This is a genomic window from Corynebacterium glyciniphilum AJ 3170 (assembly GCF_000626675.1).
GTDB lineage: Bacteria > Actinomycetota > Actinomycetes > Mycobacteriales > Mycobacteriaceae > Corynebacterium > Corynebacterium glyciniphilum.
Window position 1 is genome coordinate 767,393 of the sequence record NZ_CP006842.1, and the last position, 22,383, is coordinate 789,775.

The 22,383-nt window shown below is 66.5% G+C and carries 21 protein-coding genes; 13 read left to right on the forward strand and 8 right to left on the reverse strand.

Translation table 11 applies throughout. The features are described 5' to 3' along the window. Positions 1 to 155: 155 nt before the first annotated feature. The 11 genes from rpsJ to rpsQ are packed head-to-tail and all read left to right on the forward strand — an operon-like array spanning position 156 to position 5,355. Positions 156 to 461 carry a 30S ribosomal protein S10 gene (rpsJ, locus tag CGLY_RS03530; RefSeq protein WP_010120790.1) on the forward strand — a complete coding sequence of 102 codons (306 nt, stop codon included), beginning with the start codon at positions 156 to 158 and terminating at the stop codon, positions 459 to 461. 53 nt (positions 462 to 514) lie between these two features. Then, on the forward strand, positions 515 to 1,171 hold the full coding sequence (rplC, locus tag CGLY_RS03535; RefSeq protein WP_038546270.1) for a 50S ribosomal protein L3: 657 nt from the start codon (positions 515 to 517) through the stop codon (positions 1,169 to 1,171). Further along, positions 1,168 to 1,833: a 50S ribosomal protein L4 gene (gene rplD / locus CGLY_RS03540; RefSeq protein WP_038546273.1), complete on the forward strand. Its 666-nt coding sequence runs from the start codon at positions 1,168 to 1,170 to the stop codon at positions 1,831 to 1,833. The genes rplC and rplD overlap by 4 nt, the downstream gene beginning before the upstream one ends. Then, complete coding sequence (gene rplW, locus CGLY_RS03545; protein ID WP_038546277.1) at positions 1,830 to 2,135, forward strand: 50S ribosomal protein L23; 306 nt, start codon at positions 1,830 to 1,832, stop codon at positions 2,133 to 2,135. Before rplD ends, rplW begins: the two co-directional genes overlap by 4 nt. 38 nt (positions 2,136 to 2,173) lie before the next feature. Next, positions 2,174 to 3,016 (forward strand): 50S ribosomal protein L2, encoded by an 843-nt coding sequence (gene rplB / locus CGLY_RS03550; protein ID WP_038546280.1) that lies wholly within the window; start codon positions 2,174 to 2,176, stop codon positions 3,014 to 3,016. A 15-nt stretch (positions 3,017 to 3,031) separates the two neighbouring features. Further along, the gene (gene rpsS, locus CGLY_RS03555; RefSeq protein ID WP_038546284.1) at positions 3,032 to 3,310 is read left to right on the forward strand and encodes a 30S ribosomal protein S19; all 279 of its coding nucleotides are present in this window, start codon (positions 3,032 to 3,034) and stop codon (positions 3,308 to 3,310) included. A 2-nt stretch (positions 3,311 to 3,312) separates the two neighbouring features. Beyond that, on the forward strand, positions 3,313 to 3,678 hold the full coding sequence (rplV, locus tag CGLY_RS03560; RefSeq protein WP_038546287.1) for a 50S ribosomal protein L22: 366 nt from the start codon (positions 3,313 to 3,315) through the stop codon (positions 3,676 to 3,678). Next, positions 3,678 to 4,421 carry a 30S ribosomal protein S3 gene (gene rpsC / locus CGLY_RS03565; RefSeq protein WP_038546290.1) on the forward strand — a complete coding sequence of 248 codons (744 nt, stop codon included), beginning with the start codon at positions 3,678 to 3,680 and terminating at the stop codon, positions 4,419 to 4,421. The genes rplV and rpsC overlap by 1 nt, the downstream gene beginning before the upstream one ends. Positions 4,422 to 4,424: 3 nt before the next feature. Next, positions 4,425 to 4,841 carry a 50S ribosomal protein L16 gene (gene rplP, locus CGLY_RS03570; RefSeq protein WP_038546294.1) on the forward strand — a complete coding sequence of 139 codons (417 nt, stop codon included), beginning with the start codon at positions 4,425 to 4,427 and terminating at the stop codon, positions 4,839 to 4,841. After that, a complete protein-coding gene (rpmC, locus tag CGLY_RS03575; protein WP_038546298.1) occupies positions 4,841 to 5,074 on the forward strand; it encodes a 50S ribosomal protein L29 in 234 nt (77 codons plus the stop codon). The genes rplP and rpmC overlap by 1 nt, the downstream gene beginning before the upstream one ends. Then, positions 5,074 to 5,355, forward strand: coding sequence for a 30S ribosomal protein S17 (gene rpsQ / locus CGLY_RS03580; RefSeq protein ID WP_038546313.1), 282 nt, complete (start codon positions 5,074 to 5,076; stop codon positions 5,353 to 5,355). The genes rpmC and rpsQ overlap by 1 nt, the downstream gene beginning before the upstream one ends. Positions 5,356 to 5,522: 167 nt before the next feature. Here rpsQ and CGLY_RS03585 read toward each other — a convergent pair whose 3' ends face one another. Further along, positions 5,523 to 7,136 carry a (2,3-dihydroxybenzoyl)adenylate synthase gene (locus CGLY_RS03585; protein WP_038546316.1) on the reverse strand — a complete coding sequence of 538 codons (1,614 nt, stop codon included), beginning with the start codon at positions 7,134 to 7,136 and terminating at the stop codon, positions 5,523 to 5,525. Next, positions 7,133 to 13,912, reverse strand: a complete 6,780-nt coding sequence (locus CGLY_RS03590; protein WP_038546319.1) for a condensation domain-containing protein — start codon at positions 13,910 to 13,912, stop codon at positions 7,133 to 7,135. The genes CGLY_RS03585 and CGLY_RS03590 overlap by 4 nt, the downstream gene beginning before the upstream one ends. Before the next feature lie 117 nt (positions 13,913 to 14,029). On the opposite strand from CGLY_RS03590, the gene CGLY_RS03595 reads away from it, so the two are divergent. Beyond that, positions 14,030 to 14,308, forward strand: a complete 279-nt coding sequence (locus CGLY_RS03595; protein WP_052539602.1) for a phosphopantetheine-binding protein — start codon at positions 14,030 to 14,032, stop codon at positions 14,306 to 14,308. Here the strand turns inward: CGLY_RS03595 and CGLY_RS03600 are convergent. After that, on the reverse strand, positions 14,305 to 15,999 hold the full coding sequence (locus CGLY_RS03600; protein ID WP_052539604.1) for an amino acid adenylation domain-containing protein: 1,695 nt from the start codon (positions 15,997 to 15,999) through the stop codon (positions 14,305 to 14,307). The genes CGLY_RS03595 and CGLY_RS03600 overlap by 4 nt on opposite strands. Then, positions 15,996 to 17,360 (reverse strand): SidA/IucD/PvdA family monooxygenase, encoded by a 1,365-nt coding sequence (locus CGLY_RS03605; protein ID WP_227590365.1) that lies wholly within the window; start codon positions 17,358 to 17,360, stop codon positions 15,996 to 15,998. The genes CGLY_RS03600 and CGLY_RS03605 overlap by 4 nt, the downstream gene beginning before the upstream one ends. Positions 17,361 to 17,505: 145 nt before the next feature. Between CGLY_RS03605 and CGLY_RS03610 the strand changes: the two genes are divergently transcribed. Beyond that, complete coding sequence (locus CGLY_RS03610) at positions 17,506 to 18,225, forward strand: GNAT family N-acetyltransferase (RefSeq protein WP_052539606.1); 720 nt, start codon at positions 17,506 to 17,508, stop codon at positions 18,223 to 18,225. A gap of 32 nt (positions 18,226 to 18,257) precedes the next feature. On the opposite strand, the gene CGLY_RS03615 is transcribed toward CGLY_RS03610, so the two are convergent. The 4 genes from CGLY_RS03615 to CGLY_RS03630 are packed head-to-tail and all read right to left on the reverse strand — an operon-like array spanning position 18,258 to position 22,295. After that, positions 18,258 to 19,556, reverse strand: coding sequence for a condensation domain-containing protein (locus CGLY_RS03615; protein WP_144313624.1), 1,299 nt, complete (start codon positions 19,554 to 19,556; stop codon positions 18,258 to 18,260). A gap of 43 nt (positions 19,557 to 19,599) precedes the next feature. Continuing rightward, positions 19,600 to 20,661 (reverse strand): acyl-CoA dehydrogenase family protein, encoded by a 1,062-nt coding sequence (locus tag CGLY_RS03620; protein ID WP_038546325.1) that lies wholly within the window; start codon positions 20,659 to 20,661, stop codon positions 19,600 to 19,602. Next, positions 20,658 to 21,761, reverse strand: a complete 1,104-nt coding sequence (sfnG, locus tag CGLY_RS03625) for a dimethylsulfone monooxygenase SfnG (protein WP_038546328.1) — start codon at positions 21,759 to 21,761, stop codon at positions 20,658 to 20,660. The genes CGLY_RS03620 and sfnG overlap by 4 nt, the downstream gene beginning before the upstream one ends. A gap of 12 nt (positions 21,762 to 21,773) precedes the next feature. Beyond that, on the reverse strand, positions 21,774 to 22,295 hold the full coding sequence (locus CGLY_RS03630; RefSeq protein ID WP_052539608.1) for a flavin reductase family protein: 522 nt from the start codon (positions 22,293 to 22,295) through the stop codon (positions 21,774 to 21,776). Positions 22,296 to 22,383 lie beyond the last annotated feature (88 nt).

Below are 22,383 nucleotides of genomic sequence, written 5' to 3' on the forward strand. Positions count from 1 at the left end.
ATCGCTTTCGCGACGGTGCCCCGGGAGACCGTGAGACCAATCGAAGTCATAACTGGCGACTGTGCCAGGCCTCCGGCCGGACAGCGTTGACATTGAAAAGAAGTTCCCTCGGACCCGGGTCACCGGGCGAGGGGGACACGAGGAAGAGGACTAGCGTGGCGGGACAGAAGATCCGCATCAGGCTCAAGGCCTACGATCACGAGGCAATCGACGCTTCTGCGAAGAAGATCGTCGAAACGGTCACCCGTACCGGTGCTCGTGTGGTCGGCCCTGTGCCTCTGCCCACTGAGAAGAACGTGTACTGCGTCATCCGCTCGCCGCACAAGTACAAGGACTCGCGCGAGCACTTCGAGATGCGCACCCACAAGCGCCTGATCGACATTCTCGACCCGACGCCGAAGACCGTTGACGCCCTGATGCGCATCGATCTGCCGGCAAGCGTCGACGTCAACATCCAGTGATCTCGTCAGAGATTGTGGACTTGAGTCTGAACTGAGGCAGCGGAGACTGAATTATGAGTGAAAACGAGATCAAGGGCATCCTGGGCAAGAAGCTCGGCATGACCCAGATCTTCGACGAGGACAACCGGGTCGTTCCGGTCACCGTCGTCGAGGCTGGGCCGTGCGTCGTCACCCAGGTGCGCACCAAGGACATCGACGGCTACGACGCCGTCCAGATCGCCTACGGCGACATTGACCCGCGCAAGGTCAACAAGCCGCAGGCAGGTCATTTCAAGAAGGCCGGTGTGACCCCGCGCCGCCACGTGACGGAACTCCGCGTCGATGACGCCTCCGCTTACGAGGTCGGCCAGGACATCACCGCAGAACTGTTCAGTGAGGTCAACTTCGTTGATGTCACCGGCACCTCCAAGGGTAAGGGCTACGCCGGCGCCATGAAGCGTCACGGCTTCGCCGGCCAGGGCGCCTCCCACGGTAACCAGGCTGCTCACCGCCGCGTCGGTGGCATCGGCGCCTGCGCCACCCCGGGTCGTGTCTTCAAGGGCACCCGGATGGCAGGCCGTATGGGCAACGAGCGCGTCACCCTGCAGAACCTGAAGGTCGCAAAGCTGGACCTCGAGTCCAACCTGCTCCTCATCAAGGGTGCCATCCCCGGAGTTAACGGCGGTATCGTCACCGTCAAGACCGCAGTGAAGGGCGGTGCACACGCATGAGCAATCTGACCCTCAACGTCCAGACCGCTGACGGTGCCACCAACGGCTCGGTCGAGCTGCCCGCGTCCATCTTCGACGTGGAGCCGTCCGTTCCGCTGATGCACCAGGTCGTCGTGGCCCAGCTGGCCGCGAAGCGCCAGGGCACCCACGCCACCAAGACCCGCGGCGACGTCCGTGGTGGTGGCCGCAAGCCGTTCCGCCAGAAGGGAACCGGTCGCGCCCGCCAGGGTTCGATCCGCGCCCCCCACTACACCGGTGGTGGCACGGTCCACGGTCCGCAGCCGCGCGACTACGACCAGCGGACCCCCAAGAAGATGAAGGCAGCCGCCCTGCGCGGTGCCCTCACCGACCGCGTCCGCAACGAGCGCATCCACCTGGTGGAGGAGCTCGTCGCAGGCCAGACTCCGTCGACCAAGGCCGCGCGGACGTTCATCGAGCGTCTCACCGACCGGAAGTCCGTCCTGGTCGTCCTCGGTCGCGAGGACGTCACGGCGTGGAAGTCGGCCAACAACCTGCCGAACGTCCACACCCTGGCCTTCGATCAGCTCAACACCTACGACGTTCTGAACGCAGATGACATCGTGTTCTCCGTCGAGGCGCTCAACGGCTTCATCGCCGTGGCTGACACCGCCAAGGCCGCAGCCAAGGAGGAGGCAAAGTGAGCACCATCGCCGACCCCCGGGACATCATCGTCGCACCCGTCGTCTCCGAGAAGTCCTACGGACTCATGGAGCAGAACGTCTACACGTTCCTGGTGAACCCGGACTCCAACAAGACCCAGATCAAGATTGCCGTCGAGCAGATCTTCGGTGTGAAGGTCGCCAGCGTCAATACCCTCAACCGCGTGGGCAAGCGCAAGCGTTCCCGCACCGGTTACGGTCAGCGCAAGGCCACCAAGCGCGCCATGGTGACCCTGGTCGCCGGCAGCGATCCCATCGACATCTTCGGTGGTGCGACCGCCTAGCGGCCGCGGACACCGACAGGTAAAGAGAGAGCAGAAGTATGGCTATTCGCAAGTACAAGCCGACTACGCCGGGTCGCCGCCAGAGCTCCGTTTCCGAATTCGACGAGATCACTCGCTCGACGCCGGAGAAGTCTCTGCTGCGCCCGCTGTCGAAGACCGGCGGCCGCAACGTCCACGGCCACATCACCACCCGTCACAAGGGTGGCGGTCACAAGCGCCGCTACCGTGTCATCGACTTCCGTCGCAATGACAAAGACGGCATCACCGCCAAGGTCGCGCACATCGAGTACGACCCCAACCGCACCGCGAACATCGCGCTGCTGCACTACGTCGACGGCGAGAAGCGTTACATCATCGCTCCCCGCGGCCTGACGCAGGGCACGATCGTCGAGTCCGGTTCGGGCGCCGACATCAAGCCGGGCAACAACCTGCCGCTGCGCAACATCCCGACCGGTACGACCATCCACGCCGTGGAGCTCAAGCCGGGCGGCGGTGCCAAGATGGCCCGTTCCGCCGGTGCCTCGGTCCAGCTGCTGGGTAAGGAAGGCAAGTACGCCATCCTGCGTATGCCCTCCACCGAGATCCGTCGCGTCGACATCCGCTGCCGCGCCACCGTCGGTCAGGTCGGCAACGTCGACCAGATCAACATCCGCTGGGGCAAGGCTGGCCGTCTGCGCTGGAAGGGCGTCCGCCCGACCGTCCGTGGTGTTGTCATGAACCCGGTCGACCACCCGCACGGTGGTGGTGAGGGTAAGACCTCCGGTGGTCGCCACCCGGTCTCCCCGTGGGGTCAGCCTGAGGGCCGTACCCGCAAGCCCAACCGTCCGAGCGACAAGCTGATCGTCCGCCGTCGCCGCAACAACAAGAACAAGAAGCGCTAAAGGAGGTAGTTGAGAATGCCACGCAGCCTCAAGAAGGGCCCGTTCGTCGACGAACACCTCCTCGCGAAGGTGGACGTTCAGAACGACGCCGGCAGCAAGAAGGTCATCAAGACCTGGTCCCGCCGGTCAACCATCCTTCCCGATTTCATCGGTCACACTTTCGCCGTCCACGACGGTCGGAAGCACGTCCCGGTGTTCATCGACGACTCGATGGTCGGTCACAAGTTGGGCGAGTTCGCCCCGACCAAGACCTTCAAGGGTCACATCAAGGATGACAAGAAGGGTCGGCGATAGACATGTCTGACACCGCTGTCAACAACGCACGCGCAACCGCCAAGTTCGTCCGGGTCACCCCGATGAAGGCACGCCGCGTCATCGACACCATCCGCGGCAAGTCCGTGGAGGACGCCCTGGCACTGCTGCGCTTCGCGCCGCAGTCGGCTTCCGAGCCGATCGCCAAGGTTGTCGCCTCTGCTGCAGCTAACGCGGAGAACAACTTCGGCCTGGACCCCCGCACACTCGTCGTCTCAGAGGCTTTCGCCGATGAGGGGCCGACGCTCAAGCGGTTCCAGCCGCGCGCCCAGGGTCGGGCCTTCCAGATCCGCAAGCGCACCAGCCACATCACCGTGGTTGTCGAGAGCCAGAAGGGAAGTGCTCAGTAGTGGGCCAGAAGATCCAACCCCACGGCCTCCGGCTGGGTATCACTTCCGAGTGGCGCTCCCGCTGGTACGCCGACAAGCAGTACGCTGACTACCTCGCCGAGGACATCAAGATCCGCGAGTTCCTGTCGAAGGGCCTCGACCGCGCCGGCATCGCCGACGTCGTCATCGAGCGCACCCGCGACCGGGTCCGCGTGGACATCCACACTGCCCGTCCGGGCATCGTCATCGGTCGTCGTGGCTCCGAGGCCGACCGCATCCGCGGTCAGCTCGAGAAGCTGACCGGCAAGCAGGTGCAGCTGAACATCCTCGAGGTCAAGAACATCGATGCGAACGCTCAGCTGGTGGCACAGTCCATCGCCGAGCAGCTGAGCAACCGCGTGGCGTTCCGTCGCGCGATGCGCAAGGCCATCCAGTCCGCGATGCGTCAGCCCGAGGTCAAGGGAATCAAGGTCGTGTGCTCCGGCCGTCTCGGCGGTGCCGAGATGGGTCGCACCGAGCGCTACCACGAGGGTCGCGTTCCGCTGCACACCCTGCGCGCCGAGATCGATTACGGCACCTACGAGGCCCACACCACCTTCGGACGCATCGGCGTCAAGGTGTGGATCTACAAGGGTGACGTCGTCGGTGGCCGCCGTGAGTCCCTGCAGAACGCACGCGACGAGCGTCCGCGCCGCAACAACCGTGAGCGTCCGCGCCGCGGTGGTGCACGCCGCCAGCGCGCAGAGCAGAAGCAGGAGGGTTAACCCGTGCTTATCCCCAAGCGCACGAAGTACCGTCGCCAGCACCGCCCGCACCGCTCCGGTGTCTCCAAGGGCGGTAACCGGGTGACGTTCGGCGACTACGGCCTGCAGGCCCTGGAGCCGACCTACATCACCAACCGTCAGATCGAGTCCGCCCGTATCGCCATCAACCGCCACGTCAAGCGTGGTGGCAAGGTGTGGATCAACATCTTCCCGGACCGCCCCCTGACCCAGAAGCCGCTCGGCGTGCGTATGGGTTCCGGTAAGGGTCCCGTGGAGAAGTGGGTGGCAAACGTCAAGCCCGGCCGCATTCTCTTCGAGATGTCGTACCCGAACGAGGAGATCGCTCTCGAGGCGCTCCGTCGTGCCGGCAACAAGCTGCCCTGCAAGGTGCGCATCGTGAAGAAGGAGGATCAGTTCTGATGGCTACCGGAACCCCGGCTCACGAATTCCGCGAGCTCAACAACGAAGAACTGACCACCCGTCTCACGGAGGCGAAGGAAGAGCTGTTCAACCTGCGCTTCCAGTCCGCCACCGGTCAGCTGTCCAACAACCGTCGACTGGGCACCGTGAAGCGCGACATCGCCCGGATCTACACCGTCCTGCGCGAGCGCGAGCTCGGACTGTCCACCGTCCCCGGTGGTGACGACGCATAATGAGCGAGGCTACTGTGAGCAACGAGAACACCAAGGGCGCACGTAAGGTCCGCTCCGGATACGTGGTGTCCGACAAGATGAGCAAGACCATCGTGGTCGAGCTCGAGGACCGTAAGAGGCACGCCCTCTACGGCAAGATCATGCGTGCTAACTCCAAGGTCAAGGCGCATGACGAGAACGAGACCGCCGGAATCGGCGACCTCGTCCGTATCGAGGAGACCCGGCCGCTGTCCAAGGACAAGCACTTCCGGCTCGTCGAGATCATCGAGAAGGCCAAGTAGTCCCCGTCCGGGACACCTCGCCTTCCGACGCGACACCCCCGCCACCCCGGGTCTTCCCGGGTGGCGGGGGCTTTGTGCCTCCGGAGACAGCGAGCCCAACTGCCCGCCGTGACGTAGCAACCCCGTAGGTTGGCGCGACTGACCTCCGGGGTTGCTGTGTTGCGGCCTCAGACCGCCTGATCCTTCTTGCTGACCTTGCCCACGCCGGTAAACGGGAACTCCTCGACGATGTCGATGATGTCGGGCACAGCAAAGCTGGCAAGCCCCTGTTCCCTCACGTACTTCTTTAAGGCCGCCGGTTTCAGTGGGCTGGTGGCATTTTCCCGTGGGATGACCAGTGCACGCGTCTTTTCACCGAGGATGTCGTCTGGGACGCCGACGACAGAGACATCGTGCACTGCCGGATGGGTGAGCAGGACATTCTCGACGGCTTCGGGTGCGATCTTTTCTCCGCCGCGGTTGATCTGGTCCTTCGCGCGTCCGACCACGGTGAGTGTCCCGTCCCGGAAGACCACGATGTCGCCGGTGCGGTAGAACCCGTCGCCGGTGAAGGAGCGCGCGTTGACCTCCGGGGCACGATGATACTGGCGGATGGTGTAGGGGCCGCGCGTGAGCAGATTCCCGGGCGTTCCTGCAGGGACCTCGTTGTCGTCATCGTCGACGACGAGGATTTCGTCGTACGGGCTCATCGGACGGCCCTGGGTCGACACAATCTCCTCGATCCCGGCCTCCAACGGCGTGTAGTTGACCAGCCCTTCAGCCATGCCGAACACCTGCTGGAGGTTCCACCCGAGTTCCGGGCGGACCCGACGGGCCGCGGTCTCGGAGAGCTTGGCGCCGCCGACCCAGACGGTGCGCACGCTGTGCAGGTCGTGTACTGCTCTGTCCGGATAGTTGAGCAGGCTGATCAGGGCCGGCGGGACGAGCGCGAGGTGTGTGACCCGGTGCCGTTCGATGAGGGGGAGCACGTCGGTCGGCATCGGACTGTCAGCGAAGACGATAGTCGCACCGACCTGGACCGCACCAAGGATTCCTGGTGAGCTCATCGTGAAATTGTGTGAGGCGGGCAGGGCCACCAGGAGTACGTCGTCCGCGCGGAGGTCGCAGACGTCGATGGAGGCCCTGACGGAGTACAGATAGTCGTCGTGGGTCCGGGGGATCTGCTTGGGGACCCCGGTGGTGCCTCCGGACAGTTGCAGGAACGCCAGGTCGTCCGCGGCTCCCGGCGTGGGGGTGGCGGGGAGGCAGTCCCGCGTCGGGGACCGTCGGGTGCCACGGGCCCAGGGGTCGTCGGCACGTTCATTCACGAGGATGGAGGTGGGCGTTCTGCCGTCCGGGAGCGGGCGGGCGAGGTCCGCCTGTACCCGTGTCAGGTGCCTGTTCGGGTTTGATGTCCCGATGTAGTGGGTGGCAGGGGCGTGCATCGCGAAATGGCGTACATCCGATGCCCCATGGGCCGGCAACGCGAAGACCGGTACCGCACCGAGACGCCACAGGGCGAAGATGGTCTCGAGGTAGGCCACACTGTTCGGCAGTTGCACGATGACCTTGACCCCGCGACGCACCCCGTTGTGCGCCAGGATGGTGGCCGCGCGGGCCACACCGGCGTCGAGTTCCGCCCATGTCAGTGACCGTATCCCGTCGATGGCGGCAAGGGCGTGGGGCCGGGCCGTGACCGTCCGTCGAAAGAGCTTCCAGTGGGTGTCGCCGTTCCATACTCCGAGCTGTCGGTAGTGCTCTGCGCTCTGACGGGAGAATCCGTTGGCGAGGACGTCGGTCATGACAGTGATTCCTTTGCGGTTGTCAGGGCTTTCGCGATGGCGGGGGCGATGCAGTCCCACCCGTTGTCGCTGGTCAGTCCTGCGTGGGTTGTGTCCAGGGACAGAGTGTCCGGGTCGCGGGGGAGCACACCGCGCCAGGCGGAAACCGGGTCCCAACGGCCCGCGGCAGCGGTGTTCCCGGACAGGCCGGTGAGTCGGTCATCCGCCCGGGTGGCGACGACGATCTGGGCCGTTCCAGCAAATCCGGACAGATCCACCGGTGTGGCCGAGCGCAGTAACGCGTCGCAGAACGCTAGATTCGCACTGAGCGTCGAGAAGTTGGACGCCCCGGTTTCTCCATCTGTCCCGGTGAGCGCCTCGAGTTGTTCGAGGCTGAGATCGGGTACCGCGGGCAGGTCGGTGGTCCCGTTGATGGCATCCGACGGTGCTGTGCCGGCGGGATAGGCGTCCAGCACGCCGAGGTAACTGACATTCTCACCTCTGCGGATCAGTTCAGCCGTCATGGCCTGCGCCACGACACCACCGAAGGAGTACCCCAGAAGACGGTACGGCCCCACCGGGTGGATCTGCTGCACCGTATCGACGTACCGTGCGGCCAGGGTTTCCACATCTGCGCCGTCCGGGCGGGGATCGGGAAGCTGGAGACCGGTCACGGGGATGTCGAGATGCTTGAGTCGCGTGGCCAGGCCGTGGAACGGGAGGGCGAGACCTCCGGCGGGATGGATGCAGAAGAGGGGTTCTCCGCTGCCACTGGCCAGAGGAAGGATGTTCCGGTCGGGCGTGGTACCCCCGTTGTCGGCGGCGAGTCGTGCTGCCAGGGCGCCCGGTGAACCGGTCTCCACGATGTCCTGGATCGTGACTGCGTCGAGCCCGTACGTGCCGGTACGGCGGAGTTTCCCGAGCAGACGCATGGCGAGCAGGGAGTGCCCGCCGATGTCGAAGAAGTTGTCGTCGGTGTGTACGTGGTCGACACCGAGGAGTTCCGCCATGACACCGGCGATCACGTCGGCGGCGCCGGTGGTACCGACTGCGGTCGTGGGTGCGGCCAGTGATGCGGGGGGTGTGGAGAGGGCCGGGGCGGACGCGCCGTCCGGGGTCCAGGGCGGTGTGGTGGCGGAAATCGTGTTGAGCACATCGCCGACGGACTGTCCGCCCGGTGCAGTGGTGTCGGCGAGGGTCTCGAGCACCGTGGTCAGGACCTGTGCTGTGCGTTCGACGAACGCCGGGTCGATCAGGTCGGGGCGGTGTGCCAGGACGATGCGTGGAATGTCCCCTGGAGGGACGACCACGGAGAGCGGGAAGTTCGTCATCCCGTCGGCATGGACCTCGCTGACCGCAATCCGTCCCGCGCCGTCGTCGGACGTGTCGGGATCGTCGGTGGCGAGGGTGGGGAAGTTGTCGTAGACCACCAGAGTGTCGAAGAGGGTGCCCAGCCCGGAAAGCTGTTCGATGTGGACCAGCGGTGTGGAGGCGTGGACGGTCATGTCCGCCTGAGCGCGTCCGATTCCGGTGATGAGGCTCGTGAGGGAGTCTCCGCGTTCCAGTGGCACGCGGGACGGCAGGGTGTTGATGAACAATCCCACGGTGTGCTCGATGCCATCCACCTCGGTGGGCCGGCCGGACACGGTGGTGCCGAAGACCACGTCGTCGCGTCCGGTCACAGCGGCCAGTGTGAGTGTCCAGGCGGCCTGCAGCACGGTGTTCGGGGTGACCCCCTCCTGTCGTGCACGTTGCAGTAGGGATGTGGTGGCGTCCGAGGAGATCTCCTGCACCGTCTCACCGACGGGGGCACTGTGGCGTGCCGGGGCAAGAGAACCGACGAGTGTGCCGCGTTCCAGCCCACTGAGACGTGAACGCCAGGCGTCGTCGGCGTCGCGTGGGTCCTGCCGGGCCAGCCAGTCCAGGTAGTCGGAGTACGGTGCGGCCGGGGGCAGAGGCTCTCCGTGGTAGAAGGCCAGCAGGTCGCGGAGCATTACCGGGGTGGACCAGCCGTCGGTGAGCAGGTGGTGGTTGCCCAGCACCAAGCGCGCCGAGGCGTCATCTTCTCCGCTGTCGGGCAGGAGAACGAGGGCGGCGGTGACGAGTGGGCCGGCTTCGGGGTCGACGGGACGCAACGCTGTCTCGCGCAGCAGATCGTCGGCTGCCCTGACAGCCGCCGGGCGGGGGACCGGTCGCAGGTCAACAGTGCGCCACGGAAGGACGACATCGCGGGGGATCAGCTGTGCCGGGTCATCACCGGATGTCGTGTCAAAACGGGCACGCAGCAGGTCATGTCGGGCGAGAACATCATGGAAGGCCTGGTGCAAGCGGTTCTCGTCGACGGCGCCGCACAGGTCCACACCCGCTGCGAGGACGTAGCCGTCGCCACCGCTGACGGAGTGGTAGAGCAGGGCTTCCTGCAGAGGGGAGACCGGAAGGACATCTGCCAGCGGTCCGTGGCGCTGCTCCCAGGCGTCGATGGTGTCCTGACTGACACCGTCCAGGTGCAGGTCCGACGGGGAGGCGCCCCCGTCGGTAGTCAGAGACAGCACCGCGAGGGCGGTGAAGGCCTCGGTGATCTTCTCCAGCGTATCCTCCGCCTTGTCGGAGTTGGTGGCGAGAACGGCATCGTCGTCGCCGACGGTGAGAAGAGGGGAGTGGGCGGTATACCCGTGCGGGACGATCCGGGTGTCACCGCATGACACGGTCAGCGCAGGGGAGTGCGGTGTTCCGGTGTGGGCGACCACGCGGCGTCGGTGCTCCTTGGCGTGCAGAAGTGCCGAGCGTGGGGACGCGTATACCGCATCCGGCAGGGCGGGGATGCGATGGATGGTGCTCAGTGCGCCGAGCACGGCGTTCCCGCCGTCGGGCAGGTGCTCTGTCTGCGTCCGTGTGAGAAGGTCGACGGGGCCTCCGGTCGCCAGCAGTGCGGCGGCGGTCGCGACATCATCTGCGGTCACCGAGTACAGCGCCGACAGACGGCTGACGAGATCAGATGCACCAGGCAGCGGCGATCTACGGCTAACCACCGGGGCGGAGGTGACGTCCCGGGGTGCGGGCGCATCTGCGCGCCAGGAACGGAGGGTGCTGTCAGTGCGGCCGCTTCCGTCCTGGTGGCTACGGTATCGGCCCCGCAGCACATCGGTGAGGTCGTTGAGCAGGAGCGCGGAGGACGAGGGGTCGAATATACCGGCGTCGACGGCGACGCGGACGGTGTGGTCGCCACCGGGGCCCGGTGAGATGGCGAACCGCCACACTGCACCCGACGCCGGGTCGAGGGAGTCGGCGAGTTCGTCGTCCGTGACGGTTGCCGGGGCGATGACCGATTCCGCGGATACGAGGGGGACGCGGGGGACGATGAACCTCGGAGCGTCGGTGACGGACTCGTCGAGGACCGCCCGTAGTGCGGCGTGAGTGGTCATCATGGTCGCGGCAGCGGCGGCGGCAGTGGTGGTGGTGACGGGTGTTGGAGAGCCGGGCAGGGACATGCTCCCGACATAGCTGGGGCGGGGGCCTGACACGGTGCCGGTGGCGATGGCACCCGTGTCGTAGCGCAGTTCCTGGATGGCCACGGGGCCATCGGTTCCACCGGTGCTGCCTTCTGCGGTGTGACCCCCGGTGGCCGTGACTCTCGTCGCCGCGGCGGCGACATCGGAGAGGTCGACACCGGTGAGCAGGTCTTTCGCCTGGATGGCCCATCCTCGTCGCCGGAGCCGTCCGGCGACGGTGAGGGCGCCGATACTGTCGCCGCCGAGGGAGATGAAGTCGTGGTGCAGGTCGATGTCTCCCGTGCCGAGAAGGTCGGTGACGATGTCCGCTAACGCCTGTTCGGCAGCGGTCAGCGCGGGGTGCGTGGGGTGCCCGGCATCCGAACAACGGTCAGCAGTGGCGCGGTGTGCCGGGGACGCCGGGGAGGTCGGGGACATCGGTAACGTCAGGGACGCCAGGGCGGTACGGTCTACTTTTCCCCCGACGGTCAACGGCAGGCGGTCATGCACCAGTAGTCGGGTGGGGACGAGGTGTCCGGGGACGACGGAAGCCAGGTCGGCCCGTAGTGATACCGCGGTCGCTGCGGAGCCGTCAGTCGTGACATGGGCGATGAGTTTCAGCGCGCCGGGATCGCCGAAAGTCCCCACGGCGGCGCCGGTGACCGGCGGGAGGGACAGCAGCGCGGCCTCGACCTCGGCGGGTTCCACCCGGTGGCCCCGGATCTCCAGTTGCTGGTCGGCGCGTCCGAGGAAGTGGTGGGCACCGCGTCGTGAACCGTCGGTCGCCGGTACCCAGGTAACCAGGTCACCGGTGCGGTAGCGTCGACGGGAATCCGTGGAGTCGAAGGCTGCGGCGGTCTGCTCTGCGCGACCGTGGTAGCCCAGTGCAACCTGGGGGCCGGACAGGTAGAGTTCACCGACTTCGTTGTCGGGCACGACTTCGCCGTCAGTGTCGAGGATCTCCGCGGTCATGCCGGGTACGGGGACGCCGATGGTCACCGGGCCGTCGGTGATGCGGGTGGCAAGGGCGTCGACGGTGGTTTCGGTGGGACCGTAGACGTTCCAGGCGGCAAAGGACGATCCCGTCGACAGGTCGGCGAGTCGGTTCCACAGCGACTGCGGGACGGCTTCACCGCCGAGGATGACTGTTGATACGGCCGCATCATCCAGCGCGCCGGAGTCTATCAGTGCTCCGGCCAGGGACGGGGTGGCGTCCAGGACGTCGATTGTGTCGGCGATGAGTGCGGTCCGCATCGAGGCAGGATCGCCGACGGTGTCGGTCGAGTAAAGGTGCACGGTTGCACCGGTGAATATCCAGGAGAGTTGGTCGATCGCGGCGTCGAAGGAGAAGGACGCGGTGTGTGCGACGTGAAGGTCGGCGCCGCTGGCGCCACCGCGTGCGCGGGACCAGGCGTCCGGATATAGCGTGGAGTGGTGTCCGGCGAAAAGCGCCTCGACAGCGCTGCGGGGAACCTGGACCCCCTTCGGTGTGCCGGTCGTGCCCGAGGTGTAGAGCAGATACGCCAGGCCGGTGACCGTCGGTGATGCGTCACCGGGGTTTGTCGTGGCGGTGGGGTGTACCCCAGTTTCATCGAGGACGGCGACAGCACCGGAGTCGGCGAGGATCTGGTCGCGCCGTGCCTGCGGGTGCTCGCGGTCAAGGACGACGACGGCGCGGTGGGCCCGCCAGGCCGCCAGGAGCGCTGCGGCGAGGTCCACCCCTTTGGGGAGGTCCAGGGCGATGACCTCGTCCCGGTGGGTGTATTCCGTCACCACGTCGGACAGCTCGCCGATGCGGGCGGACAGAGCCGGACTGTCGAACTCGGTACGGTCTGCCGCGGTACCGTCGTGGACGAGTCCTCCGGTCCCTGTGGCCAGCCCGTCAATGAGCTCGTCGAGACTCGGGCGGTGGTCCGGCAGAGATGACCCGGAGCGCTCCCGGGCCGCGGAGTCGACCGTCTCCGGCGTGCGCAGCCGGATGCTCCGCAGGGTGCCGTCGGCGGTGAGCAGCGCCCGGATGTCCTCGAGACGACGGCGGGCAGTCGCAGCACTCACGCTGCGCGGATCGGTCTCGAAGGCCAGGTCGACACCTCCGTCGGAGGCCGGGGTCACAACCAGGACGAGATCTTCCGGGGGGCCACCGGCGACATTGCGAAGCACGCCCGGGACCCCGTGGAAGTCGAGCGTGAAGTCGAAGGTCTTGAGATTCACTCCGATGCCGTGCAGGGCGGCCGGTGTGCCCAGGTCACGGGCCAGCTCGCTGCCGGGGAAACGCTGGTGCATCCGGGCGGCGTCGAGCGACTCCCGGGCCACCGCGGCCAGGTCGGTGACGGTGGCGTCAGGATTCACCGGAAACCGCAGCGGAAGCATGTTGACCAGCATGGCCGGGGTACGGCGCAACGGGCCGGAGGTTCGGGCCATCATCGGCATTGCGATCAGTGCCTCGCACTGGCCGTCGGCCGTGCGTCCGGCGAAGCCGAGTTTGCGTAACCAGGTGGCGTAGGCCGCGATGACCAGGTCGGACCACACCAACCCCCGGGTCTCTGCCCGGGTCTTGAGATCCTCCACCTCCGCGGCGCCGATCCGTAGGGAGGTGGTGATGCTGGCCGTCCCGGCGCCGTGAACCAGATCCTCGCGTCCTGATGTGTCAGGGGCGGGGGACATGCAGTCCTGCCAGTAGTCCCGGTCGGCGGCGTGGTCCGGCCCCGAGAGGTAGTCGAGGTCGGTGTCGACAATGTCACTGAGCGGAGCGAAGCGGTTCTGCCGGGCAGGGCGTCCGCCGGCGAGGGCAGTGTAGTGGGCCGCAGTACGCCTGGTCAGTAGCGCGGCACTGTATCCGTCGACGATGATGTGGTGGTACAGCTGTACACACCACACCTCGTTGTGCTCTCCTCCGAGGTTGAGGATCAGATAGCGGAACAGTGGCCCCTCGGTCATGGTGCGCCACCGTTCACCGCAGGCGGCCTTTTCGGCGTCGATGACCGCCGTGGCCGTGAGACGAGGGTCCGGGGCACTGGAGAGATCGCGTATTTCGGGTGGCTCCGCCGGGGTCGGGTCGACGTACTGGCGGGGCCCGTCGGCAGTCTCGGTGAAGCGCAGTCGGAGTGTCTCCGCCTCGTCGACGGTCAACCGGATCGCGTCGGCGAGCAGGCCGGTGTCAGTTCCGGAACCGGACCCGGGGGTGCTGCGAAGCTCGAGAACTTCTCCGACCACATAGTAGGGGGACGTCGGGTCCAGCTTCTGCGCATTCCAGATTCCGCGTTGTGCCGCGGCCAGGGGGAGGAGGGACGGGGACGACTGGTGGGACACCGGTGGTCCTTTCGTGGTCGATGATTGGAGAGGCTTACTTAATGTGTTGGTGTGGTGGTACAGTCTGCGCGTCACCGATGCGATGACTTCAGAGAACACGACAGACGAAGGTGGAAGATGACTGACTCGACGACGGATGCGACGACGGACGACCAGGTTGAGAGCCGGGTTGACGCCACGATGCGGCGGCTGCTCGCCAGGGTGGCTGAACTGCTGAACATCGAGGTGACACAGATCGACACCGGCGAAGAGCTCATGGACCAGGGGCTCGATTCGGTCCGCCTCGTGGAGATCGTGACCTTCCTGCGGAAGGAAGGTTTCGACGCCGACTTCGCCGACCTCGCTGAGGACAGCTCGGTGGACGCCTGGCGTGAGCTGCTCACCGAACAGGCCTAGCCCGCACCGACCTCGCCCTGGCGTGCCTTCAGCGCGGTGCGGTCGAGTTTTCCGTTGGGGCTGACCGGCAGTGCGTCAAGCACCGTGATCCGGGTCGGGACCATGTACTCGGGTACGCTCTCGGCCAATCGTGCGCTGAGTTCCGTGACATCCGGGGCGGCATCCGGCTCGGCGGCGACGATGAAAGCGAGCAGGGTGTCGGCACCGCCATGGGCAACGGCGACGGCCGCCGCCTGGCGCACTCCGTCGAGTTCGCGGAGCCGGGACTCCACCTCCCCGAGCTCGACGCGGTTGCCCCGGATCTTCACCTGGTCGCCGATCCGCCCCAGGAACTGCAGCATCCGCGTACCGTTCACCTCCGTCCAGGAGACCACGTCCCCGGTGCGGTACATGCGTCCTCCGTCGACGTCCGGACGGAGAGACTCCACGAAGGCCTCCCTGGTCAGTCCCGCCCGACCGAAGTAGCCGTTGCCCACCTGGGGCCCTGAGATGCACAGTTCGCCGGGGCTGTTCCAGTTCTGTGCGGAGGGGTTGACCTCGACACCGTCCTCGTCCACGACGTACACGCCCACGTTGTCTTCGGGTAGACCGAGCAGGCTGGCACGGTCGTCGAAGTCGCCGGCGCTGATGAGTTCATCGGTGTATTCCACCCAAGTGACGTCCATCGCCGCCTCGGTGGGGCCGTACAGTCCGTGGACGCGGCAGCCGATGCCGGCCCGTGCCCGCCGGACGACGTCGGCCGGAACAGCCTCACCACCGAGAAGCAGGTGCCGGATATTCCCCAGGGAGGACAGGGGCGTACCGAAATCGTCGAGGACATCGAGCAGTACGCGCATCAGGGAGGGCACCATCGACAGGACCGTCACGTCATGCTCTGAAATGAGGGACACCATGGTGTCGACGTCCCCGGGCCACCACTCCGGGCCGGGGATAACAACGGTGCCGCCGGTCGACAGAGGGCCGAGCAACTCGGCCACGCCGACGTCGAAGCTGACCGGGGCTTTCTGCAGCATCCGGATACTTCCGTCGTTCCCGAGCACGCGGCCCATCCACAGGAAGTGAGCGGCTACGCCGAGATGGGTGTTCAACGCCCCTTTGGGGGTGCCGGTCGTGCCTGAGGTGTAGATCAGGTAGCAGTCGTCGGACGGACGGACGGGGCGGGACTGCTCGGCAGACTCGAAACGAGGTCCGTGGTCGGACAGGAATGCCCGGCCCAGCGCTGAATCGTCGGTGACGGTGCCGCCCACGGTCGTACCTTCGAGGTCCGCCTCTGCCGGCAGGGAGGCCCCGCCGAGCGCGAAGGCAGCGGCGGGGGCGCAGTCCTCGAGGATGAAGCTGACGCGTTCAGCCGGGTACGAGGCGTCCACCGGGACGTAGACGGCACCAGCGCGGATGATGCCTACTGCGAGGACCGGCAACCATCCGCACCGGTGTGCCACGACGACCACCCGGTCACCGGTCCCGATACCGTTGGTGCGCAGGTAGCGGGCGACGGCGGAGGATCTCCGGTCCAGCTCCGCATAGGTGAGCGTTCCACCGTCGCCCACGACAGCGGGACCTTCGCCCCCACCGGTCACCGCGCGGTGCAGCAGGGCGTCCAGTGTTGACGGATCCACCGGCGCGGCGGGGCCGAAGCGCAGGTCCCCCTCCAGCCCGGTGTAGGAGCGGGTGGCGGTGTCAGGTGCGGTCACAGAAGGGTCCTTTCAGGACGGGAGGAGGAACGACGCAGGGACTCCGGGGACGGGGCAGTGCCCGCCCCGAGACCGGCGAGGACGCGGTCGGAGAGCTCGCCGAGGCAGCTGAGGTTCGCCATGCCGGGTCCTTGGGACATGCCGGAGAGCGTGGGCAGGAACAGCGTCGGGTTCATGCCTGTCAGTGCCAGGTCGGGGCCGATCCTGTTCTCAACGGTGGTCGGGGTCACCGCGCCACCACAGGCCTCGATGAGATGGGCGACGACCTGGTCGTTCATCATGCGGGTGAACCAGAGCGGAGAGTTGCCACGGGCGTCGACGACGAGGTCCACGAGCTCCGTGCGGTCCCCGATACGTAGTTCGGCCATTCCGTCCCGGTCGTGGACGGCGGAGACCCGACCGCGGAGGTGACTGACCCTGTCCTCGGCCATGAGTTTCTCCTGGACCTGGGCGGAGAACACACCACGGTCGCATCGGTTGATCACGTCACGACGGCTTGCATCGTCCAGATCGGTCCAGAGCCTCGGATCAGTGTAGAGCTCGTTCTCGAAGGATCCTTCCGCACGCGTGAAGATCGTGGGGGAGGGGGACACCACCGCGATATCGACGACGTCGTGACCGATGAGCTCCTCGACGATGCTGGCGGCGGTCTCGCCGCCGCCGATGACCGCCACCCGGGATGCCGGGGGAAGCTGCGCCGATGACACCGCCTGCCAGAACCCCGCGACCGAGTACACCGTCGGGAGCGGGGCGATACGCCGGTCGGACCGTCCTGGCCCGGTGAGCATCAGGGCATCGGCTTCCAGGCGTGATGATGTCCCGTCGATGCGGTCGATGGACAGGGACCAGCCCCGGGACGAGTCGGGCCGGGATGAGTCGGATCGGAGCCCGATGCGGGTCACCTGACCGTTGACCAGTGTCATCCGGGACTTCTCTGCGGCCCAGCGCAGGTAGTCCGCCCACAGGTAGTGCCGCGGGTTGGGGTGACCGTGATCCACCCACCAGGCGTACCGGTCGGTGTCGACGAGGAAACTCGTCCATCCGATGTCCAGCAGCGTCTGGTCTACCGCCCGGTTTGTCCCGTCGGTGTCTCCGGCAATGCGGGTACGGTACGGAAAGCCGATGTCCTTGGTGGGGGACGTGCCCAGTTGGTGGCGGCCGTCGGTCCAGCCGCCGCCGGAACGCCAGTTGCCGCCGACTCCCTGGTAGTCGACGACGGTGATCGTCGGTGCGGGAAGGCCCAGTGTGCGCAGAGCGTGAGCCTTCGCCTGGACGGCAACGGCCTTGGGGCCGGCGCCGAGGATCACCAGTGAGGGGGCGGGGGGCTGTTCAGTGGGACGACGGCGTGGCAGGTTCGACACTGTGAGGGGTGCTCCTGTGGTTGTGTGACGGTCGGATGTCAGACTGTTTACCGGGCAGGGTACTCTGTCACGGCAGCCCTTATCAAAGGGTAGGAATCCCTAAGTATCGCATGTGCTGTATGACCAGCAGGAGAGGGAAGTAACTGTGACCGAGAACAACATCACGACGACAGAGGCGGCGCAGACCGGGGTAGTGGATCTCAGCGTCCTGCACCGGCTGCGCACCGACCTTCCGGACAGTGAATTCCTCGACGCCCCGCCCCGGATCCCTGAGGAGTACCTGCAGGGGGTGGACGGGATCACTCTCCGTGTCGCAGACCCGGAGAAGGACGCGGAGACCGTCTCGACGTGGATGAATCGGCCGCACCTGGTGGAGACCTGGGACCAGGCATGGAGTGCGGAGACATGGGCCGCTGACTGGAGGGCGAAACTGTCGACCACTTATGCCGTGCCGTTGATCCTCTCCTACGACGGTGAGGACGGAAGGGGCGAGGTGGGTTACATGGAGATCTACCGCCCGCGACGCGATGAGATCGGCCAGGCGTACCGGTCTGAGCCCCATGACCTGGGTTTCCACGTTGCCATCGGCGAGGCCACGTTGACGGGTAAGGGGATCTTCGGACCTTTCGTCGGCGATTTTGCGGCACGACTGCTGCAGTCTGACCCCGAATGCCGACTGGTCATGGCGGAACCGGACGTGAGCAACCACCGGGTCCACCGGGTGATGAGCCGCGGCGGGGGAGTGGACGCCGGCCAGTGGCAGCAGCGTGCCGACCGACGCGTCCGGCTGTTCTTCTGGCCGGGCGTCGGCGTCGATCCTCTGTCACGGTTGAACGGCTCCCCCGAGGACGGCGACCTGGTCTGACCCTCCCTGTCTGAGCGTCCCGTCCGAGAGTCTCAGCCGGTGATGAATCTGCCGGTGACCCCGCTGCCCACCCGACCGGATCGGCCCCCGGTGCTCTTCGGGTCAGTGACGCCGGGCATGCGCACCATGGTCGTGCCACCGGGGTGCTCGCGCTGCAGCCGTTTGGCCACCTGGAATCCGTTGATCTCGGGAATCTGCGTGAGGTCCACGGTGCGGTCGGCGTCGACGCCGCGAGGGCCGAACAGGTTGATCGCGGTCGTCTCCCGAGTACTTGTCGGGGATTCCGCGGGCCCCTGCGGTAGTCCCGCTTCGATCAGCCGTGCCAGGATCGAGAGGCTGATCAGCGACTGCTCGAGGTGCGGCCACAACAACACCCCGCCGGCACCGCCGCGTTCATCGACCACCGTCACCCGTGCGAGCCGTTGGGTTCCCAGGATCACGTGAGGGATGCCGTCGACGGGACGGACAGGGCCGGAGACGGAGAGTTTTGCAGAACTGACCTCCACTGTCGCCTCGGGCGACTGGTCTGCGGACCCTCCGTTCCGTAGCTCGTTACGGACCGCCTCCAGGGTGCGTCGGACGGCAGGCCCGCCGGTCAACAGATCACCGCAGGGAGCATCCAGGGTAGCGGGAGAAGAGACGCAGTACTGACGGTCGAGGCGCCCCAGCGTCCGACCGACACCGGGGCTCAGCGGAGAGGTCCGTCCCCGTGCCCGTAGTGCCACCGGTGCGGCGGGCATTCCGGCAGCGGCACGCGCGAGCAGGACAGCGGTCAGGAGGATCTCGTCATGGCTGGCACCTGTTTGCGACGGCAGCATGTCGAGCAGGGCATCGGCATCGCTGACATCGAACGTCTTGTACGTTGACGGCCCACCCCCGGCGAAGGTGGCGGGCGGATCCATCTCCGCCTGCGGGCCCCAGTCGCCACCGGGAGCGACGGCCTTCCCCTCCAGAAGCATCCGGGCATCAGTGACCAGTGTCGACCAGGATTCCGCATCAATGATCCCGCGGTGCACACACAGCAGTACGCGGGTGTCAGAGAGCCGGCTGAGCCGCCACACCCGTCCATTCGCCGGGTCAAGGGACGCGGCGAGATCGCCCGGGCCGGTGCCTTCCGCCGCGATGATGTCGGTCGGGGAGAACCGGACCTCGTCGGGGACCGTCACCACACAATCGGAGCCGTCTCCGGTCAGCACGGCGCGCAATGCGCCGTGCGCGTCCATCAGCCCCGCGACGAGGAACCTCAGGTCGGCGTCCTCGACGGGGCCGGTGGTGTCGAGCGTTGTCCAGTAGACGGCGGACGACGGTACCGGAGGAACGCTGAAAGTCATGCCTTGCAGGTTACCGGCTGTCCGGAACCCGACGGCACCGAGGTCACAGCCTCCGACCGGGATCGGGATCGTCGCCACTCAGTGCGGCTCGTCCGATCACCGTGAGCTTCTCGCGGCGTCGGTCGTGGAGAGTGTGGGTGCGCAGGTCACGCCAGTGTCTGGCGAGCGTCTGTCCGTGGGCACCTGTGGCTCCAGCGGTCCCTGTGAGCTCGAAGATCCGGGATGCCAGGTCCACGGTCAGGGCGCTGGTCGTCGCCTTGGCCGCGGCAACATCGAGGGAGGCGGCGGTACCCGGTACGTCGCCTGACCAGACTGCATCGACCGAGCGTCCTGCTTTCTCGAGGACGGCCTCGGCGGCAAACTGTTGTGCGACCAGGTCCCCCGCCACGTACGCGGTGAGCAGATCCGGATCAGAGGAGTGTGCGATCTCCAGGGCAGCGTCAAGAGCGGCGCCGGAGATACCCACGTCAATGGCGGTGTGCAGCAGCTGGGCGAAAGCTCCGTACGCAGGAGGCGTGAGGGGTGAGGACATCGACACGGACATGGACCGGACGTCGCCTGCATGTACCTCGACGTCCTGGAGAATCACCGTGCCGGACGTGGTGAACTCCTGGCCCAGAGCCGCCCAGTCGTCGAGGATGGTCACACCGGGAGTGTCGACGGGGAGGAAGACGACGAGGCTCTGGTCGTCCTCACCGGGGCGTCGGGCGGTGACGGCGAGGACATCGGCGTAGGCGGAGCCGGTGCAGAAGACCTTCCGGCCGTTCAACCGGTTGTTCTCCAGAATCACCGGCGCACTCTCGGCCTGGGCATTGGCGATGAGCACACCGTCGAGAAGGAGGTCAGCCCACCGCTCTTCATCGTGAGGATGGCTCCCGGTGAACAACCACCGGCTGAAGGTCATGTGGCTCTGGGCGATCTGGCCGAGAGACCCGTCCCCGGACGCCAGGATGCGAAACACCTCGGCGATGACCGAGGCAGGGAATTCTGGGCCACCGAGCCGGCTGGGGACGGTGGCAGCGAGCAGACCGGAACGTCTGAGTCGTTCCACTGCATCGCGGACGGCCCCCGCTCGATCGGCCTCGTTTCTGCCGGTGCCGCTCATGAAGTGGCGAGTATCGGCTGCGCCGCGGTGTCGGCGCGTAACGGCTGGATGATCTCCCGTCCGAAGCGCTCGACCTCCTCCTGGAAGTGCAGGTAACCGGTGAGAATGAGGTCCACGCCGATATGTCGTAGCTGGTCGATGCGTTCCTCGATCTGTTCTCTTGTTCCGATCAGCCCGGTGCGGAAACCATCGTTGTACTGGACGAGGTCTTCGACGGTGGAGTTGGCCCACATTCCCTGCCCGTCGGGTGTGGACTGTCCGGCCTGCTTCACTGACTCGCGGAATCCGTCGACGGCGGCGTGGGCGGCGTTGTCCACGATGTGGCGTAGTTTGTCGTGTGCCTGCTGTTCGGTGTCTTCGAGGATGACGAAGGCGTTGACCCCGATACGGGTCTCCCGCCCGGCGGACTCGGCGTGTTGCCGGACCTTGTCGATCTGCACCGTGAGCTCGTCGACCGGGGCACCGTTGATGAAGTACCAGTCGGCGTAGGCGCCGCCGTTGGCCTGCGCGGCAGTGGAATTCCCTCCCTGGAACAGTTCGGGCACCACCGTTGGACGGGGGCTGATGGTGTAGTCGTGCAGCCGGTAGAAGTCACCTTGGAAGTTCGCCGGCGATTCGGTGAATACGGCACGCAGGACCTGCAGGAACTCGGCCGAGCGACGGTAGCGTTCGTCATGCTCGAGCCAGGGCTCACCGAACTTCTGGAATTCGTCCTTCAGCCACCCGGAGACGACGTTGAGGGCGAAACGGCCGCCGTGTATCTCGCTGGCTGTGGTCGCCAGGTTCGCCAGGACCGCGGGTTGCCAGAAACCAGGGTGGACGGCGGCGATGACCTTGAGACGTTCGGTGGCTTCGAGCAGCGACAGGGAGAAACTCACCGACTCGTGCTGGGACTCTGCGCCGTAGGAGCCGAGATAGCGGACCTGGGTCAGGGCGTAGTCGAATCCGACCTGTTCGGCGGTGCGTGCGAGGGTGCGGTTGTAGTCGATACTCCAGTCGGTGCGTTGTTCGACCTCGGAGACGACCAGTCCGCCGGAGACATTCGGCGTCCAGTAGGCGAACTGGAGGTCCTGGGGAGCGCGTGTGGTTGCGGTGGACATGGACGGCGTTCCTCAGAGCTCTCCGACGACGGTGACCTGGGACCCGTGAAAGACCAGCGGCGTCTCCGACGGTGCCTCCTCGTGTACCCGGTCGATCTGCAGGACGGCGGTGATGTGGTCGCCTGTGTCAATGTCGTCGATGATGTGACCGGTGAGGTGCACGGCGGCGTCGTCGACCAGGACGGCACCACGGTCTGTCTGCCAGCTGACACTGTCGAAACGGGTCTCGACCGGGCCGGCCAGCTGACGGACATGACCCTGGTGGGCACGGGTGAGCACGGAGATCCCCAGGTGCTCTGCCGTGCGGAGCAGCGGCCAGGTCCGCGAACTCTTCTGGACGCTGACCGCGACCAGTGCGGGATCCAGGGAGAGCCCCACATAGGATCCGACGATCAGGCCGACCGGATGGCCGTCGATGACAGCGGCGACGGTGGTGATCGGGGTAGGGATGGACGCCCATGCGCTGCGCAGGGACGTCGGTGTCAGCGGGCCGGTTGCGGCGGTCGGCTGTGTCGGCTGGGTAGGCAAGGTCATCGGGGTGTGCTCCTGTGTGGTTGAGCCGGGGTGGGGTGTGGGATGCCGGCGCAGTGCATCACCGGCACCACCGAGTAGACCATGCGGT